The sequence below is a fragment of the Sulfitobacter sp. W027 genome, assembly GCF_025143985.1.
Taxonomy (GTDB): domain Bacteria; phylum Pseudomonadota; class Alphaproteobacteria; order Rhodobacterales; family Rhodobacteraceae; genus Sulfitobacter.
On record NZ_CP083564.1, the window covers coordinates 1,355,478 to 1,371,040 of the forward strand.

Below are 15,563 nucleotides of genomic sequence, written 5' to 3' on the forward strand. Positions count from 1 at the left end.
CGTTCAATCCGCTGTCAGCGTGACAGGCTGGCGCGTTTCGATTTGTTCAGGTGAAAAATCCACACCAAAGAAAGGACCGACATAAGCATAGCCGACAAGCCCGATGAAGCCGACAATCAATAGAAATATCAAAAGCTTAAAAATTTTACCCATGAACCATGCCTGCCCGGAATTCTGCTATTTTGCCAAACTATATATGGCCTTTTGGGCAAGATCACGTCATTCAAAGAAAAATGAGCGGAATTAAGCACAGCATGACCGATGGCGAAGAAACGCCGCCTCGTTACCGTCTGAATAAGACGGTGGCGCTGGTTGGCATGATGGGGGCGGGCAAGACGGCGGTGGGGCGTGCAGTCTCTGCCAAACTCGGCGCGCCCTTTCTGGACAGCGACGCTGAGATTGAGGCGGCGGCCAATCTCAGCGTGCCGGAGATCTTTACCCGCGATGGGGAGCCGTTCTTTCGCAAGCGTGAGACCGAGGTGATCGCGCGGCTGCTGGCAGAGGAGCGGTGCATCCTCTCCACCGGCGGCGGCGCGTTTTTGGCTGAGGTGAACCGCGACAATATCGCGGCCTATGGTGTGGCGCTTTGGCTTGATGCGGATCTGGACCTGCTGTGGAACCGGGTGCGCTATAAAGACAGCCGTCCGCTGTTGCGCACGGCAGACCCCAAGGCCACGCTCGGCGCGCTTTATCGCGACCGGGTGCCGCTCTACCGGCTTGCGGACCTGTCGGTGCGCTGCGATCCGCGTCTGTCGATTGATGCGATGGCCAATCGAGTGATCGACAAGCTGCTGACAAGGCCCGATGTTTTGGAGAAATTGGATGCGTGAAACGGTTTCCGTGGCCCTGCCGGGGCGGGAGTATGATGTGGTCATTGGGCCGGGGCTGCTGGCGGAAGCTGGTACTCTGATCGCACCCTTGCTGCGCCGCAAACGGGTGGCGGTCATCACCGAGAGCCGTGTCGCCGCGCTGCATTTGCAGACCCTCCGCGAGGGGCTGGCCGCCGAAGGCATCACGATGTCGGCGCTGGAACTGGTGCCGGGCGAAGGCACCAAGGATTGGCCTAATCTTCAGCGCTGTGTCGACTGGCTGCTGGACGAACAGGTCGAGCGGGGCGATATCGTCGTAGCTTTTGGCGGCGGGGTGATCGGCGATCTGGTGGGGTTTGCCGCCGCCGTCCTGCGCCGCGGGGTGCGGTTTGTGCAGATCCCCACGTCGCTACTGGCGCAGGTCGACAGTTCTGTGGGCGGCAAGACCGGGATCAACGCGCGACAGGGCAAGAATCTGATCGGCGCCTTTCATCAGCCGAGCCTCGTGTTGGCCGATACCGAAGTATTGAGCACCATGCCTGAGCGGGATTTTCTGGCGGGCTATGGCGAAGTGGTCAAATACGGGCTGCTGGGTGACGCAGGTTTCTTTGACTGGCTAGAGGCGCAGGGGCCAGCCCTTGCCGCAGGCGATATGGCCGCGCGGGTCGAAGCGGTGCGCCATTCAGTGCAAATGAAGGCCGATATCGTCCAGCGCGACGAGACAGAACAGGGGGACCGTGCGCTGTTGAACCTCGGCCATACCTTCGGTCATGCACTGGAGGCCGCGACGGGCTACTCTGATCGTCTGCTGCATGGCGAAGGTGTGGCGATCGGCTGTGCGCTGGCCTTAGAACTCTCGGCGCGTTTGGGGCTGTGCCCGCAAGAAGACCCTAGCCGGTTGCGTGCGCATCTGGTGCAGATGGGGATGAAGACCGACCTGCGCGACATTCCCGGTGTTTTGCCGAACGCCGGTGAGTTGCTGCGCCTCATGGGGCAGGACAAGAAGGTCGTCGACGGGCGCTTGCGCTTTGTTCTGGCGCGGGGCATCGGGCAGGCCTTTGCCGGGGCCGAAGTCGACAACGCCGACGTGCTGACCTTACTGCGCGATGCGTTAAGCGCGCGACAGTGATCCGCAACGGGCATGGCCCGGCGGTTCATATCCTCTGATCTGTGCAGTTTCGGGGCCGTTTAAAAAGGGCGGCGCCGCCAAATCGGATGTCTGAGACAGGCGTCACCCTGCATGTCTTAACGTCTCGACATGGCCCCGAGCTGGAGCCTCTGATTCTGTTGCCGAACAATTCACCTGCTCGGCGGGTATCGCGATGGGGAGGGTTCTATTGCGGCAAGGTTAAGCGCGGATAACGCCAGCGGCCGCAGGGGGTGGGCAGGGCGCAACAGCGCCCCGCCGAAAATCGCGCTTGGCTTAGAACGGGATTTCGTCGTCGAGGTCACGGCTGCCGCCGCCGCCGCCGGCCCCACCGCCCGAGGAGGACGGGCCGCTGTCATAGCCGCCACCGTAGTCATTGCCACCGCCGCCACTGCCGTAGTCGCTGCCGCCACCACCGTAGCTGCCACCGCCACCACCGCCGGAGCCGCCGCCGGGGCCGTCAAGCATGGTCAACGTGCCGCCAAAGCCCTGCAGCACGACTTCGGTGCTATAGCGGTCTGCACCGGATTGATCCTGCCATTTGCGGGTCTGCAACTGGCCTTCGATATAAACCTTGGAGCCCTTCTTGAGGTACTGCTCGGCGATGCGGACCAGACCTTCTTGGAAGATCGCGACCGAATGCCATTCGGTCTTCTCGCGGCGTTCGCCGGTGTTGCGGTCTTTCCATGTCTCCGAGGTGGCGATGCGCAGGTTGCACACTTTACCGCCGTTTTGGAACGACCGCACCTCGGGGTCGCGCCCGAGGTTGCCGATTAGGATCACTTTGTTCACTGAGCCGGCCATCTTGCCCCCTCGTTTGTCATTGCTGTGTCATTGTCGTCAGGCGCGAATCCGAGCGCGCCCAATTCGGCCGTTTATACCGTGGTTGTCTGTCGGATGACACCGGCTTTCCCACCTGCGCGCGCATCCTTGCACCCTGACAGGCGGGGGGTAATCCGGGGCTGGCACGCGGCGCTGTTTTAGATATACTGCGCGCGATGCAACGGCAGGGGGCAGGGTGATGCGAAAGACGGGACTTGTGGCCAGTCTGGCTGCGGTGGGTTTGACTGCGGCTGGGATGATTGCGATGGGGGCAGCGCCAGCGGCTGCCGATATGTTCGCTTCCAAGAACCGCGCGGGGTTGTTTGCCTCGCAGAAAAGCATCCTCGATAACCGCGCTTCCAAACAGTATTCCGCCTCTGTACGGCTACAGCCGCCCAAGGTTGTTACGCCCACGAAATGGGACGTGCCGACATATAACGGGTCTTACAAAGGCGCATTTCTAGCCACCGCGCGTGAGGCCGCAACGCGTCATGGCATCCCGGTTGATCTGTTTCTCAGGCTGGTTCAGCAAGAAAGCGGGTGGAACCCCAAGGCACTTTCGCACAAAGGCGCGATGGGATTGGCGCAGCTGATGCCGCAGACGGCACGGGCGCTGCGGGTGGACCCGACCGATCCGGCACAGAACCTTGAGGGCGGGGCGCGCTATCTCAAGATGCAGTACCGCGCTTTTGGCAGTTGGGAACTTGCACTGGCCGCCTATAACGCAGGGCCGGGGGCGGTAAAGAAGTATGGCGGCGTGCCGCCCTATCAGGAAACGCGCAATTACGTTAAAGTGATCTCTGGCAGCTAAGTCATTGATAGTTTGAGCGATTGCCCGCGTGTTTTACGGTATAGCAGCCGGAAGGCTGTGTTTGTGACGCGCCATAGACGGCACCTTCGGGAACCACCGGGGCTTTCGTGGTGTTCTCTGATCAGAACCTCTTGCAGCGGGATTGGCCCGCCGCAGAGACGGAAAAGATCGTAGGAGAACAATATGTTCACGAATATGAAAAACATCGCCCTCGCCGCTGGCGTAAGTGCTATTGCACTGGGCGGTTCCGCCTTCGCCGATGAGAAGATCATGGTCTCGAAGATCGACGTTGAATCCTCTGTCGCCGCCTCCGCGGAAAGCAATGCCATGAATTTCTATCCTGATCTGGAAGAAGACCTGCGCGCCGAAGTAGCCCAGCGTGTGCCGCTGAGCAGCGATGGTGCCGATCCGCAGATCAAGATCGACATCCGTAAGATCGCCCTTAATGGCGCGACCATGCTGCCAGAAAGCAAGGAATTCAACCAGTTGGAAGGTGTTGTTGACATCACAAGCCCGACCGGTGAGAGCGCTGGTCTGAGCTTCCCTGTGATGGTCTCGGCCTATAGCGGCGATCAGATTGCCCCCGAAGGCTATGTAAACATCCAGCCGACCGAGACCGAGTTCTACGTGGCCCTCGTGTCGACCTTTGCCGATGTTGTGGCTGAGGGTCTGGCAAATGTGAACACAGCCGGCTCGCCCGTTGATCCGTAAACCCGGATTGTAGAAATCTCAGGTCGTTCCCTGTGAACGGCCTGATAAACAAAGCGCGGATCCTCGGATCTGCGCTTTTTTCATTCCGCCGCGGTGCCGACTTCGATCACTGGCTCCATCTCGGCAAACTGCTGGTCGGAGAGGTGGCATTTGATCTGATGGCCGTCCGCCATGGTGACCATCGGCGGCACCTCACGCTCGCAAAGATCGCCCGGCACCTGAGATTTCCACCGGCAGCGCGTCTGGAAGGGGCAACCGGGGGGCGGGTTCATGGCCGAAGGCACGTCGCCTTCCAGCACGATATGCTTTTTCTTTACCTTGGTATCGGCAATCGGCACCGCGCTGAGCAATGCTTCGGTATAGGGGTGATAGGGGGGCGAGAAGACCTGATCGGTGGTCCCAAGCTCAACCACATGGCCTAGATACATGACCATGACCCGGTCCGACAGGTAGCGCACAATCGACAGGTCGTGGCTGATGAACAGGAGCGTGGTTTTCTGTTCGCGCTGAATCTCCATCAACAGATCCGTCACCGCCGCCTGCACCGAGACATCAAGCGCCGAGACCGGCTCATCCGCCACCACGATCCGCGCGTCGCCTGCAAAGGCACGGGCGATGCCGACGCGCTGCTTTTGCCCGCCCGACAGTTGGCGTGGCATACGGGTGGCGAATTCGCGCGGCAACTTCACCAGATCGAGCAGTTCCAGCATGCGCTGCTTGCGCTCTTTCTCATTCTTGCCGATGCGGAAGATTTCCAGCGCGCGGATGATCTGCCGCCCGACAGTCATTGAGGGGTTGAGCGTGTCGAAGGGGTTCTGAAACACCATCTGCACATCAGCGACATTCTTGGTCGTCCGGTTCTCGATGGGCACATCGCCGATATCTTTCCCGTCGAGATAGATATGCCCCTCGGTCGCTGTCTCCAACCCCATGAGCACCTTGGCGAAGGTGGATTTGCCGCAGCCGGATTCCCCGACGATGGCGAGTGTTTCGCTTTCATGGGCCTCAAAACTCAGGCTTTCGTTGGCTTTCACCACTTTCTTGTTGCCGCCGCCGAACATGGCATTGGCCGCGACCTGATAGTATTTCTTGAGGTGGTCCATTTTGAGGACCACTTCGCCCACATCGCCCTTTTCCTTAACGTCGGCCAGTTCCAGCGGCGCTTGCCAGTCGATTTCTTGAAAACGGATGCAGCGGGTTTCATGCCGGTCATTGCCGGGGACCGTCTCCATCGGGATCGGCGCCCCGTCGCAGCGGCCGGGCACGAAATAGTCGCAGCGTGGCCCGAAGTTGCAGCCGGGCGGACGCTCATGGGGCAGGGGGAAGTTTCCGGGGATCGCCACAAGGGGGCGGGCATTTTTGTCGGCACCGGGCAGCGGGATGGAGCGGAACAATGCCTGCGTATAGGGGTGCTGCATCTCGTCAAAGACATCGTGGATGGAGCCTTTCTCCACCGCCTCGCCTGAGTACATCACGCAGATACGGTCGCAGGTTTCCAGCACCAGCCCGAGGTTGTGAGAGATGAACAGCATCGAGGTGCCGTATTTCTTGCCCAAGTCCTTAACCAGATCCACAACCGCCGCTTCGACGGTCACGTCGAGCGCTGTGGTCGGCTCATCGAGGATCAGGAGCGAGGGTTCGGACATCAACGCCATGGCGATGACGATACGTTGCTGCTGCCCGCCCGAGAGTTGGTGCGGATAGGCTTTCAGGATGCGTTCGGGGTCGGGGAGTTTCACATCCGTGACCACTTGAAGCGCACGCGCATGGGCTTCTTTCTCGGACATGCCCGCGTGGATCATCGGCACTTCCATCAGCTGTTTGCCGATCCGCATGGCGGGGTTCAGGCTGGCCATCGGCTCTTGATAGATCATCGCGATCTCACTGCCGCGGATGTCGCGCAGTTCTTCGGCGCTCATCTCGCTCAGATCGCGGCCCTTGAACTTGATTGAGCCGCCGACGATCCGACCATTGCGGCCCAGATCCTGCATCACACCCAGCGCCACGGTGGATTTGCCACAGCCGCTTTCGCCGACCAGCCCCACGGCTTCGCCCGGTTGCACGATCACGGAAAAATCCATCACGGCGGGGATCTCTCGCAGCCGGGTGAAAAAGGAGATCGACAGGTTGTTGATCTCAAGAATTGGGCCGTCGTAATCTGTTTTTGGCATTTGTCTCTCCCAGTCGGGGGATCAAAAGGGTCCGGGAGGGCGCGCCCCCCGGAGGATGTTTCTTAGTCGCGCAAGGATTCTTCGCGCAGGCCGTCGGCCAGTAGGTTCAGACCCAGCACGAGGCTCAGAAGTGCAAGCGCGGGCGCGATGGCCGCGTGTGGATACAGCGACAGCAGGCGGCGGCCTGCGTTGATCGTGCTGCCCCAATCCGGACTTTCGCTTTCCAGCCCAAGACCGAAGAAGCCCAAAGTGCCTAGAAGGATCGTGGTATAACCGATGCGCAGGCAGAAATCGACGATCAGCGGGCCACGGGCATTGGGCAGGATCTCCCACAGCATGATGTACCACGGGCCTTCGCCGCGGGTTTGGGCGGCAGCCACATAGTCGCGCGTTTTGATGTCCAGCGCGAGGCCGCGCACGATGCGGAACACCGTGGGCGAGTTCACGAAGACGACCGAGACAAAGACCACCAGCACGCCGGGGTCGATATCGAAGAGGTCAATCATGCTCGGCAATCCGGGGATGCGGTAGGTGTCCGTCGCCACGATCGCGCCGTCGGTGGACACCAGCGACAGATAGAGCCAGCCGACAATACCCAGCACCACGATCAACAGCGGCGTGCGGAAGGAGGGCTGCGTGTAGTAGCGTGAGTTCAACAGCACAGCGAGGAAGATCAGCGGGAAGACGAACAGGAACACGGCCATATAGTTCGGGATGCCGGTCAGCACGATTTCGGGCGTCACCAGCAGGTAGAACAGCAGGATTACCGGGAAAGCGAGGATCAGGTTTGCCAGAAAGCTAAGGATCGTATCCAGCCGACCGCCGTAGTAGCCCGCTGGCAAGCCCAGCGTGATCCCCACCATAAAGGCAAAGAGCGTCGCCAAGGGGGCGATCTGCACAACGACCCATGAGCCCTTGATCAGCCGCGAGAAGACATCGCGGGCAAGGTTGTCACCGCCCAACAGAAACCACGGGTATTCGCCTTCATCCGGGCTGCGTAGCGGGGTGCCGGGCAGCTTGTTTTTCATGCCCGACGTTTGGCTGAGGCTGTCATGCGTCACCAGCAGGTCGAACAACCCGCCGAAGACTCCGGTGAAGACCCAGAACATGACGATGGCAAAGCCGATCATCCCCACGGTGCTGTCGAATAGCTTGCCGTAGAGGCCAAGGCGGCGTTTGAAGTGGATGGAGACGGCGAAGGTCAGGATCAGCGCGATCCAGACCGGCAGCATCTGTTGCGACATGCCACCAAAGATGCCCGCCTGCGGCCCCATGAAGGCACCGGCGACGATATAGATCAGCAGCACGAGGATCAGCAGCGCAAACAGCAGGATGACGGCGCGGTTCAACCCGCCTGTCAGCCCGCCCCGCCGGGCGACGGTGCCATCGGGGTTGATCTCCTGCGCGTCACTGGCAGGGAGGAAAGAAACGACGATCTGCATCGCGACGGCCAAGGCCAGCATCACGCAAAGGCCAAGGAAGATGATGTTGAGCCCCGTAAGAGACCCGGTCCATGTCAGTTGTTCCATGTCCATGCTCCCTTAAGAAATGCGAATGCGCGGGTTGAGGAAGACGTAGCCGATGTCAGAGATCAACTGCGTCACGAGGACAACAATGACCGACACGACCGAAACGGCGAGCAGCAGTTCGATGTCGTTATTAGCCGCCGCCTGTACCAAAAGCCAGCCGAAGCCCTTGTAGTTGAACAGGGTCTCGACGATCACCACGCCGTTCAGCAGCCATGGGATCTGAAGCATGATCACCGTGAAGGGGGCGATCAGCGCGTTGCGCAGGGCGTGTTTCAACACGATCTCCGAGAACTTCACGCCCTTAAGCCGCGCGGTGCGGATATATTGCGCGGTCATCACCTCCGTCATCGAGGCCCGCGTCATTCGCGCGATATAGCCCATGCCGTAGAGTGAGATGGTCAGCACTGGCAGAAAGAAGTTCCAAAAATTTGCGTCTTTCATGGCGGAAGTGGCAGAGCCGAGAAACAGTGTTTTACTGTCGATCCAGCCCCATTCGGCAAGAAGCGGCGAGAGGCCGAAGCGCGAGGAAGCCAATACGGCGATGAAGATCACGCCCGAGACATACTCCGGCGTCGCGGTGGTGGCGATGGAGAAGGTCGAAAGTGAGCGGTCGAGCTTGGAGCCTTCGCGCATCCCCGCCAAAACGCCCACGATTAGCGCCGAGGGGACCATCAGCATCAACACCCAGAACATCAGCTTGCCGGTGAGGGCGAGGCGCGTCATGACGGTTTCGCCCACGGGTTCTTTGAAGACGGTCGAAAAGCCCCAATCGCCTTGCAGAATGCCGCAGCGGGTGGGGCGATCCTCTACCGGGGTGCCGGCGGCGAAACAGCGCCCGAATGTTTCATCCGGTGTTTCACCTTCCGTTACCCAACCGGGCAGTACGCCCAGCCATTCGCCGAATTTATCGACCGTGGGTTGCAGATAGCCGCGGCTTTCAAGGTAGCTGGCCACGGCCTCGTCCGACATGCGGAAATTGCCTTGGGTTTTGGCGAGCTTTTCGAGGTTCGGATAGAGATTGGTCAGCCAGAATACGATGAACGTCAGGCACAGCGCCGTCAGCAACATCACACCCAGCCGGCGCAAAATAAATAGTCCCATATGGTCCCCTGTAGCAGGGTCGGGCGGTGACTTGGCCCGACGATGCGGCCTTTTTGGCCTTTTTAATTCGTGCGGCGCCATGACAGCGCCGGTACTGGTGGCGGCAGTTTTTGCCGCCTTGTTGAGCTATGGCAGCACGGCCCTAAGGCAAGGCATTTTTAGCGTCATGTGCCTGGCCGTTCATTTGGCTCTTTGCAAAGCGGTTCGCCCATGAGGCATGGAAAATAGCCGCGCGTCAACATTCGCCTGCGGAGCTTGATGTGGTTTTTGCGACATTGTGATAGGCTGAAAGCGACGTATGTAAGCCGCTTTAGCGCAGTTTGCTGGGGGGCAAACCGCTGTGCTGTTGCATGAAGCGGGTGAAATAGGCTGCCGAGCCGAAACCTAGAAAGGCGGCGATTTCTGCGGCGGTTTGATCGGTCTCACCCAACAGTCGCCGGGCGGCGTGGGAGCTGTATTCGTTCAGCAATGCGGCAGCGGATTTTCCGGTGGCTGCTTTGACGGCGCGGGTCAGATGGGTCGGGGTGACCCCCAGTTCCGCTGCGTGTTCGGCCATGCTGCCACCTTTGGGCGTTCGCCGCGCGACCAAGGCGCAGAACCGCGCGCTGAGCCTGATGCCTGCTTTGGGACGGGCCGCGGCATGTTCGTCCAACATGATTTGACGGCGCAGCCAGACCGACATGAGAGCCGCCTGCGCCTCTATCGCGTCTTGTTGCAGGGGGCGGCCCTGCTGCATCTCGCGTTGCGTCTGCTCTATGAGAGCCGAAAGCTCGGCCTGGGCCTGCACGTCGCGGATGCGCAATTGGCGCGGCGTGTCAGGCAGGGGCAAACTGCTGTCTTCGGGGATCAGCACCGCATGGCCCGCACATTGATAGCCCAATTCCACAGCGAAGAGCGACCGCGCTGGTATCCAAAGGGCGTTGTGCGGGCCAAGGCCACGGCGCTGCCCCTCAAGCAATAGCCGCCCTTGGCCACGGGTGATCCAGATCAGAAGATGGTGGTCGCGGTCATGAGCAAGGGCCAGCCGCCAGTCCTGCCCTCCAGAAAGCTGGGCCAGCGTGAGAAGCTGTATCTGTGAATGCAGCACGCGAACCTTTCGTTAAGACATGGAAACCCTAGGGGCCATCCAATAAAATCAGGCTATCCGATGGTCCTGATTTTGCAAGAACTTCTGAAGCGTCCGTGCTTACTCGGGTGTGACCCGCTGCCAATCCGCCATTTTACTGCGCATCCAAGTGCGCTGCCGTTTGGCGAAACGGCGGGTGGCAACCACGGCGGCTTCGCGGGCGCGGTGCAGCGGCCAATCCCCGTCAAGATGTCGCATCAGTTCCGGCACGCCGATGGCGCGATGGGAAGGGAGGGTGGGATCGTAGCGCGGGCGGAGGGCGGCAGCCTCCTCAAGCGCGCCTTGCTCCAGCATCAGATCAAAGCGCTGCGCGATACGGGCGTTGAGCCATTCCCGCTCCACGTCGAAGACAATCGGCAGACAGTTCGCGAGCGGCAAAAGCGGCGCGCCGGTGTCGCGCTGCCAGTCCGAGAGGCCGCGCCCGGTGGCGGTCCAAACCTCCCAAGCACGCTGCACCCGTGCGCGGTTTTGCTGGTCAATGCCCGCGGCGGTTTCCGGGTCTAGCTGCGCCAACAAGACTTCGAGCGCCGTGTCGTCGCCTTGGGCGCGGACTTCGGGCGGGGTTTCCGGTATCTCGGCCAAGCCCTGCGTCAGAGCAGAGAAGTATAGCCCGGTGCCGCCCGTGATGATCACCCGTTGATCGCCCTTAAGCAGCGGGGCAACTTCGCGCAGCCAATGGCCGGTGGAATAGGGCGCGTTCTCCGACAGATGACCATAGAGCAGATGCGGCGCGCGGGCCTCCTCCTCTGGCGAAGGGCGGGCGCTGATGATGCGCAACGGCGCGTAGACCTGACTGGCATCTGCGTTGACGATCACACCGCCCTGCGCCTCGGCAATGGCGAGTGCCAGGGCGGATTTGCCGCTGGCGGTCGGCCCGGCGATGAGCACCGGGCGCTCGGGCGGCAGGTCTTGCAGCAGCGCGTCAAACTGGGCTTTGGGAATATCCGGCATTTCTTTGCGTCTTCCTTACGTCCCGCATTGAACCTTGGGCGTATTTGCGACATTTTGGCGCGAAATGAAAACCCTTCACCGCCGCAAGGCTCAAATCTCCCCCGGTTGGTGAAATAATAAGGTGTGCCCGATGTCCCAAGACACCCCCCAAGTCTCCTTTAATCGCGTGATGCTAAAGATTTCCGGGGAGGCGCTGATGGGTGACCTCGGCTATGGTCTGCACCCGCCAACCGTCGAACGCATCGCCCGCGAGGTGCAATCGGTGCACAGCCTTGGCGTCGAGATCTGTATGGTCATCGGTGGCGGCAACATTTTTCGCGGGCTGCAAGGCTCGGCGCAGGGGATGGAGCGGACCACGGCGGATTACATGGGCATGCTCGCCACGGTTATGAACGCGTTGGCGATGCAATCGGCGCTTGAAGGTCTGGGCATCCATACACGGGTGATCAGCGCGATCACCATGAACGAAGTGGCCGAGCCCTATATCCGCCGCCGCGCCGTGCGCCACCTTGAGAAGAAGCGGGTCTGCATCTTTGCCGCCGGCACCGGCAACCCCTATTTCACCACCGACACCGCCGCGACCCTGCGCGCCAATGAGATGTCTTGCGAGGCGATCTTTAAGGGCACCAAGGTCGATGGCGTCTATGACAAGGATCCGGCCAAGTTCGACGATGCGAAACGCTATGACATGGTAAGCTATGACGACGTGCTGCAAAAGCGGCTTGGCGTGATGGACGCCTCTGCCATCGCGCTGGCGCGGGACAACAACCTGCCGATCATCGTCTTCTCGCTGGACGAGCCGGGCGGCTTTCAGGGCATTTTGGCGGGGCAGGGTACTTACACCCGCGTCGGTTAAGACGCGCACCACAGCGCGGGGATCGTCCTACGGCGGGGCGATTGGCCCGAGGTCGCCGCGCCTCTCGCAAGGGGGCGCGGTTGTCAGATGGTGGCGATATAATGGGCAGTTGTGAAAGCGCCGCGCCACCGTTAGAAAGCCGTAACGCAAGGAAACAACAAGCAGGCTCGCCATGTCAGACGAATTTATGCTCGATACCGATGATCTTGAACGGCGGATGAACGGCGCGATTGCGTCGCTTCGGACCGAGTTCGCATCGCTGCGCACAGGCCGCGGCTCGGCCTCCATGCTGGAGCCGGTGATGGTTGAGGCCTACGGCCAGATGACCCCGGTAAACCAAGTCGGCACCGTCAACGTGCCCGAGCCGCGCATGGTGACGATCAACGTTTGGGACAAAGGTCTTGTCGGTAAGGTTGAAAAAGCCATCCGTGAAAGCGGTCTGGGGATCAACCCGCAGCTCAATGGCACCATTATCATGCTGCCGATCCCTGAGCTCAACGAAGAGCGCCGCACCCAGCTGACCAAGGTTGCCGGGCAGTATGCAGAACACGCCCGCGTTTCGATCCGCAACATCCGCCGCGACGGGATGGACCAGATTAAGAAAGCCAAGAACGATGGTGCGATGTCCGAAGATGACCAGAAAATCTGGGAAGGCGAAGTGCAGGATCTGACCAACCGCTTCATCACCCTCATTGATGACCAGCTTGAGACGAAACAGGCCGAAATCATGCAAGTTTGACCCGCGCTTTCGCGCAGGGACATAGAACTTGAAAGAAAAGGTCGAGACATGAGCACCGCCGAAACCCAGCCCCAGACGATACCCGGCGGGCCACGCCATGTGGCGATTATCATGGACGGCAATGGCCGTTGGGCCACCCAACGCGGGCGGCCCCGGCTTTTTGGCCACCACGCCGGTGCCAAGAGGGTGCGCGAGATCGTGGAATGCTGCCCTGATGTGGGGGTGGAATATCTGACGATCTTTGCGTTCTCGACCGAGAATTGGAAACGCACGCAGGTCGAAGTGGCGGGGCTTATGTCGCTGTTTCGGCGCTATATCTCCAAAGAAATGCGCAGCCTCAGCGAATATGGCGCGCGGGTCCGTTTCATCGGGGATCGCGACCGGCTGGATGACAAGCTGATCAAACTGATGGGAGAGCTTGAGGACCACACCGCGCATAACACCCGCATCAATCTGACGATTGCGCTCAATTACGGGGGCCGCGATGAGGTGGCCCGCGCCACGCACCGCTTGGCCCAAGATGTCGCCAGCGGCAAACTTGACCCCGACAGCGTGGACGAAGAGACCCTGCCGCGCTACCTCGATACCCATGTGCTGCCCGACCCCGATCTGGTGATCCGCACCAGCGGCGAGGCGCGGATTTCGAACTTTCTGCTGTGGCAGTCGGCCTATGCGGAATATGAGTTCATCGACACGCTGTGGCCGGATTTCACCCGCGAGGAATTCGCCCGGCTCTGCGCCGCCTATGGCGGGCGTGACAGGCGGTTCGGTGCGGTCAAGACCTGAGGAGAAGCGCGATGAAATCACCTGAACAATGGTCCGACCTCCGCGCGCGGATGCTATCGGCCAGTGCGATGATCCTGATCGGTCTGCTGGGCATCTGGTTGGGGGGCGTTGCCTTTCACCTTTTGGTGGCGCTGGTCTGCGGTCTGATGGTTTGGGAGCTTGTCGGCATGCTGCGCGGCCCCGGTCAGGCGGCCTCTTGGCAGCTTGGGCTGGTGACGGGCGCGGCGGTGTTGGCGTCGGTCTATCTGCCGGTAGGCTTTGGCCTGCCGCTGCTGTTGGCACCTGCGCTTTTGGGCTTTGGCCTGCTGGCGGCCAACCGCACGCTCTACATGAGCTTTACCGCCATGATCCTGCTGGCGGGCTTTGGCCTGATCCAACTGCGCGATGACATGGGCTTTGGCTGGTTGATGTGGCTGGTGTTGGTGGTCGTGGTCACCGATGTGGTGGGCTATTTCGCCGGCCGTGCCATCGGTGGGCCCAAGTTTTGGCCAAAGGTCAGCCCCAAGAAAACTTGGTCCGGCACCGCCTCGGGCTGGGTCGGCGCGGCTGTTGTTGGGCTGATCTTTTCCTTCAACACAGGCTTTGGGTTCCAGCTCGTTGGCATCTCGGTCGCGCTGTCGATGGCCTCGCAAATGGGCGATATGGCGGAATCGGGTATGAAGCGGAAGATGGGCGTCAAAGACAGCTCGGCGCTGATCCCCGGCCATGGCGGTCTGTTGGACCGTTTCGATGGGATGTTGGGTGCTGCTGTATTTTTGCTGATCGTTGGGCCGCTGATTGGCTTCCCGCCGGGCGTGAACTGATCCGCCATGCCACGCAAAATTTCGATACTGGGGGCGACCGGGTCCATCGGTCAGAACACGATTGATCTGATCCGCCGGGAAGCTCACGCCTATGACGTCGTAGCGCTGACCGGCGCGGGCAATATCGCCCAGCTGGCCGAGGACGCGAAAGCGCTGAAGGCCGAGATTGCGGTCACTGCCCGCGAAGACCTGTTGGACGATCTGCGCGATGCGCTCAGCGGCAGTGGGATCGAGGCAGCGGCGGGGTCCGAGGCGATTACCGAGGCGGCATCCCGCCCGGCTGATTGGACCATGTCGGCGATCATCGGCGCGGCAGGGCTGGCACCGGGGATGGCCGCCCTGCGCCAAGGCGGGACGCTGGCGCTGGCCAATAAGGAATCGCTCGTTTGCGCCGGAGCGCTGATCATGGGCGAGGCCAAGCGCCATGGCGCGACGATCCTGCCGGTCGACAGCGAACATTCCGCCGTTTTTCAAGCGCTGGTGGGGGAAGACATGGCCGCCGTTGAGCGCGTCATCATCACCGCCAGCGGCGGGGCGTTTCGGGATTGGCCGCTCGAAGATTTGCCCCACGCAACGCTTGACCAAGCGTCGAACCATCCCAATTGGGACATGGGCCAGCGCATCACCATCGACTCGGCGTCGATGTTTAACAAGGCGATGGAAGTTATTGAGACGCGGGAGTTTTTCGGTGTCTCGCCTGAGGCTATCGAAGTGCTGGTGCATCCGCAGTCGATGATCCATGCGCTGGTGGGTTTTTGCGACGGTGGGTTGATGGCCCATGTCGGCCCGCCTGACATGCGTCACGCGATCGGCTATGCGCTGCACCATCCGCAGCGGGCACCTTTGCCGGTGGAGCGGCTGGATCTCACCAAAATCGGGCGGTTCGATTTCACCGCGCCCGACGACGCCCGCTGGCCCGCACTGCGCCTCGCGCGGGAGGTTATGGCGGCAGGTGGCTTGATGGGCGCGGTCTTTAACGCGGCCAAGGAAGTGGCGCTGGATGGCTTTATCGGCGGGCAGTTGCGCTTTACCCAGATGGCCGAGATCGTCGAGGAAGTGTTGGACGCACGTGCTTCTGACGCGTCTTTGGGCTGGGGCAGCGACGATATGACACTTGATCTGGTGGGCGAAGCCGACCATCTCGCACGTAAGGCTGCTAAGGCCGCAATTCTAAAAAGGGCAGGGTAGCACGTTGGACATC

16 protein-coding genes are annotated in these 15,563 nt (G+C 60.9%); 9 read left to right on the forward strand and 7 right to left on the reverse strand.

Going from position 1 to position 15,563, the window contains the following annotated elements; all coding sequences use genetic code 11:
• Positions 1-3: 3 nt before the first annotated feature.
• Complete coding sequence (locus K3759_RS06665) at positions 4-153, reverse strand: hypothetical protein (protein WP_167360187.1); 150 nt, start codon at positions 151-153, stop codon at positions 4-6.
• A gap of 80 nt (positions 154-233) precedes the next feature.
• Between K3759_RS06665 and K3759_RS06670 the strand changes: the two genes are divergently transcribed.
• Both K3759_RS06670 and aroB read left to right on the forward strand, forming a co-directional pair.
• On the forward strand, positions 234-830 hold the full coding sequence (locus tag K3759_RS06670; RefSeq protein ID WP_040701477.1) for a shikimate kinase: 597 nt from the start codon (positions 234-236) through the stop codon (positions 828-830).
• A complete protein-coding gene (gene aroB / locus K3759_RS06675; protein WP_259985176.1) occupies positions 823-1,938 on the forward strand; it encodes a 3-dehydroquinate synthase in 1,116 nt (371 codons plus the stop codon). Before K3759_RS06670 ends, aroB begins: the two co-directional genes overlap by 8 nt.
• 294 nt (positions 1,939-2,232) lie before the next feature.
• Here aroB and K3759_RS06680 read toward each other — a convergent pair whose 3' ends face one another.
• A complete protein-coding gene (locus K3759_RS06680) occupies positions 2,233-2,760 on the reverse strand; it encodes a single-stranded DNA-binding protein (RefSeq protein ID WP_259985178.1) in 528 nt (175 codons plus the stop codon).
• A gap of 283 nt (positions 2,761-3,043) precedes the next feature.
• Between K3759_RS06680 and K3759_RS06685 the strand changes: the two genes are divergently transcribed.
• Together K3759_RS06685 and K3759_RS06690 are read left to right on the forward strand one after the other, a co-directional pair.
• A complete protein-coding gene (locus tag K3759_RS06685) occupies positions 3,044-3,589 on the forward strand; it encodes a lytic transglycosylase domain-containing protein (RefSeq protein WP_259985579.1) in 546 nt (181 codons plus the stop codon).
• 183 nt (positions 3,590-3,772) lie between these two features.
• A complete protein-coding gene (locus tag K3759_RS06690; RefSeq protein ID WP_259985180.1) occupies positions 3,773-4,300 on the forward strand; it encodes a hypothetical protein in 528 nt (175 codons plus the stop codon).
• A gap of 80 nt (positions 4,301-4,380) precedes the next feature.
• Here K3759_RS06690 and K3759_RS06695 read toward each other — a convergent pair whose 3' ends face one another.
• The 5 genes from K3759_RS06695 to miaA all read right to left on the reverse strand — a co-directional run bounded on the left by K3759_RS06695 (position 4,381) and on the right by miaA (position 11,178).
• Positions 4,381-6,471 (reverse strand): ABC transporter ATP-binding protein, encoded by a 2,091-nt coding sequence (locus tag K3759_RS06695; RefSeq protein ID WP_259985182.1) that lies wholly within the window; start codon positions 6,469-6,471, stop codon positions 4,381-4,383.
• Positions 6,472-6,533: 62 nt separating this feature from the next.
• On the reverse strand, positions 6,534-8,000 hold the full coding sequence (locus K3759_RS06700) for an ABC transporter permease (protein ID WP_259985183.1): 1,467 nt from the start codon (positions 7,998-8,000) through the stop codon (positions 6,534-6,536).
• Positions 8,001-8,012: 12 nt separating this feature from the next.
• A complete protein-coding gene (locus K3759_RS06705; RefSeq protein ID WP_259985185.1) occupies positions 8,013-9,101 on the reverse strand; it encodes an ABC transporter permease in 1,089 nt (362 codons plus the stop codon).
• Positions 9,102-9,411: 310 nt separating this feature from the next.
• On the reverse strand, positions 9,412-10,188 hold the full coding sequence (locus K3759_RS06710) for an AraC family transcriptional regulator (protein WP_259985186.1): 777 nt from the start codon (positions 10,186-10,188) through the stop codon (positions 9,412-9,414).
• Positions 10,189-10,287: 99 nt separating this feature from the next.
• A complete protein-coding gene (gene miaA / locus K3759_RS06715; protein ID WP_259985188.1) occupies positions 10,288-11,178 on the reverse strand; it encodes a tRNA (adenosine(37)-N6)-dimethylallyltransferase MiaA in 891 nt (296 codons plus the stop codon).
• Between the two features lie 130 nt (positions 11,179-11,308).
• Here miaA and pyrH point away from each other — a divergent pair, with 130 nt between their 5' ends.
• From pyrH to dxr, 5 genes are all read left to right on the forward strand, one after another.
• The gene (gene pyrH, locus K3759_RS06720; protein ID WP_067628872.1) at positions 11,309-12,034 is read left to right on the forward strand and encodes a UMP kinase; all 726 of its coding nucleotides are present in this window, start codon (positions 11,309-11,311) and stop codon (positions 12,032-12,034) included.
• 172 nt (positions 12,035-12,206) lie between these two features.
• A complete protein-coding gene (gene frr, locus K3759_RS06725; RefSeq protein ID WP_007120421.1) occupies positions 12,207-12,773 on the forward strand; it encodes a ribosome recycling factor in 567 nt (188 codons plus the stop codon).
• A gap of 48 nt (positions 12,774-12,821) precedes the next feature.
• Positions 12,822-13,559, forward strand: coding sequence for a polyprenyl diphosphate synthase (uppS, locus tag K3759_RS06730; protein WP_067628873.1), 738 nt, complete (start codon positions 12,822-12,824; stop codon positions 13,557-13,559).
• 11 nt (positions 13,560-13,570) lie between these two features.
• Positions 13,571-14,362, forward strand: coding sequence for a phosphatidate cytidylyltransferase (locus tag K3759_RS06735; protein ID WP_259985191.1), 792 nt, complete (start codon positions 13,571-13,573; stop codon positions 14,360-14,362).
• A 6-nt stretch (positions 14,363-14,368) separates the two neighbouring features.
• Positions 14,369-15,550, forward strand: a complete 1,182-nt coding sequence (gene dxr / locus K3759_RS06740) for a 1-deoxy-D-xylulose-5-phosphate reductoisomerase (protein ID WP_259985193.1) — start codon at positions 14,369-14,371, stop codon at positions 15,548-15,550.
• The last annotated feature ends 13 nt before the right edge of the window (positions 15,551-15,563 follow it).

What these genes read in the sequence shown, in the direction of transcription:
- K3759_RS06695 (WP_259985182.1), bottom strand. Translation starts at nt 6,471, where the DNA reads ATGCCAAAAACAGATTACGACGGCCCAATTCTTGAGATCAACAACCTG.
- dxr (WP_259985193.1), top strand. Translation starts at nt 14,369, where the DNA reads ATGCCACGCAAAATTTCGATACTGGGGGCGACCGGGTCCATCGGTCAG.
- K3759_RS06690 (WP_259985180.1), top strand. Translation starts at nt 3,773, where the DNA reads ATGTTCACGAATATGAAAAACATCGCCCTCGCCGCTGGCGTAAGTGCT.
- K3759_RS06685 (WP_259985579.1), top strand. Translation starts at nt 3,044, where the DNA reads ATGGGGGCAGCGCCAGCGGCTGCCGATATGTTCGCTTCCAAGAACCGC.
- uppS (WP_067628873.1), top strand. Translation starts at nt 12,822, where the DNA reads ATGAGCACCGCCGAAACCCAGCCCCAGACGATACCCGGCGGGCCACGC.
- K3759_RS06705 (WP_259985185.1), bottom strand. Translation starts at nt 9,101, where the DNA reads ATGGGACTATTTATTTTGCGCCGGCTGGGTGTGATGTTGCTGACGGCG.
- frr (WP_007120421.1), top strand. Translation starts at nt 12,207, where the DNA reads ATGTCAGACGAATTTATGCTCGATACCGATGATCTTGAACGGCGGATG.
- pyrH (WP_067628872.1), top strand. Translation starts at nt 11,309, where the DNA reads ATGTCCCAAGACACCCCCCAAGTCTCCTTTAATCGCGTGATGCTAAAG.
- K3759_RS06670 (WP_040701477.1), top strand. Translation starts at nt 234, where the DNA reads ATGAGCGGAATTAAGCACAGCATGACCGATGGCGAAGAAACGCCGCCT.
- aroB (WP_259985176.1), top strand. Translation starts at nt 823, where the DNA reads ATGCGTGAAACGGTTTCCGTGGCCCTGCCGGGGCGGGAGTATGATGTG.
- miaA (WP_259985188.1), bottom strand. Translation starts at nt 11,178, where the DNA reads ATGCCGGATATTCCCAAAGCCCAGTTTGACGCGCTGCTGCAAGACCTG.
- K3759_RS06735 (WP_259985191.1), top strand. Translation starts at nt 13,571, where the DNA reads ATGAAATCACCTGAACAATGGTCCGACCTCCGCGCGCGGATGCTATCG.
- K3759_RS06700 (WP_259985183.1), bottom strand. Translation starts at nt 8,000, where the DNA reads ATGGAACAACTGACATGGACCGGGTCTCTTACGGGGCTCAACATCATC.
- K3759_RS06680 (WP_259985178.1), bottom strand. Translation starts at nt 2,760, where the DNA reads ATGGCCGGCTCAGTGAACAAAGTGATCCTAATCGGCAACCTCGGGCGC.
- K3759_RS06665 (WP_167360187.1), bottom strand. Translation starts at nt 153, where the DNA reads ATGGGTAAAATTTTTAAGCTTTTGATATTTCTATTGATTGTCGGCTTC.